Below are 882 nucleotides of genomic sequence, written 5' to 3' on the forward strand. Positions count from 1 at the left end.
GCGCTCGCGGCTTCGGCTTGCCTCGGATGGCGGTCCGACCGCGCTCGCGCTGTCGGCCGACTTCGGCCGGATGCCGGCCGCGCTCGCGGCTTCGGCTTGCCTCGGATGGCGGTCCGACCGCGCTCGCGCTGTTGGCCGACTTCGGCCGGATGCCGGCCGCGCTCGCGGCTTCGGCTTGCCTCGGATGGCGGTCCGGCCGCGCTCGCGCTGTCGGCCGACTTCGGCCGGATGCCGGCTGCGCTCGCGGCTTCGGCTTGCCTCGGCTGGCGGTCCGACCGCGCTCGCGCTGTCGGCCGACTTCGGCCGGCATCCGGTCGCGCTCGCAGCTTCGGCTTGCCTCGGCTGGCGGTCCCGAACTCCACCACGTTAGCGTTCGAACTCTACGTTGGAGTTGCCCCTCCCCGGGCATACCCAGGCATACTAGGCGACAAATCCTGCAAAAAGTGCAACATTTTCCGCCCTCTTCGCACAAGAAGACGGGGAATGTTGTATTTTGTACAACAATTTGGGCGCGATTGGCTTCAAACCCGGGAACAACGCCCAAATTGTTGCACTTTCTACAACATTGAGTCGCGAATGCTGCTGATTCCCCCGTTTTTGTAGAGTGAAGGGCTGGGGGTACCAGCCCCTCCTCATCAAACCGTACGTGAAGTTTTCCCTCATACGGCTTTCCGACGTTCTTCACCTTGGACAGTACGTTTGCCCCAAATCGCGACGGTTTTCAGACCCGCCATCCGAAGTAATTCGAACACATTTACCTGACTGGCTCTCCTCTTCTTGTGTTTTCTGTTCCACCACAGACTTATTCTTCTGCGGATATGCCAGTCCACTTTGGTCAGGAATCGGTTTGCCATGGTCGGGTCTATGCTCGCGTAGTAGTTC

General features: G+C 61.1%; 1 pseudogene. It reads right to left on the reverse strand.

From position 1 onward, the window contains the following. Positions 1-659: 659 nt before the first annotated feature. Positions 660-882 (reverse strand): annotated as a pseudogene (locus F591_RS32485) (group II intron reverse transcriptase/maturase); the annotation flags it as partial.

This window comes from Paenibacillus ginsengihumi DSM 21568, assembly GCF_000380965.1.
Taxonomy (GTDB): domain Bacteria; phylum Bacillota; class Bacilli; order Paenibacillales; family NBRC-103111; genus Paenibacillus_G; species Paenibacillus_G ginsengihumi.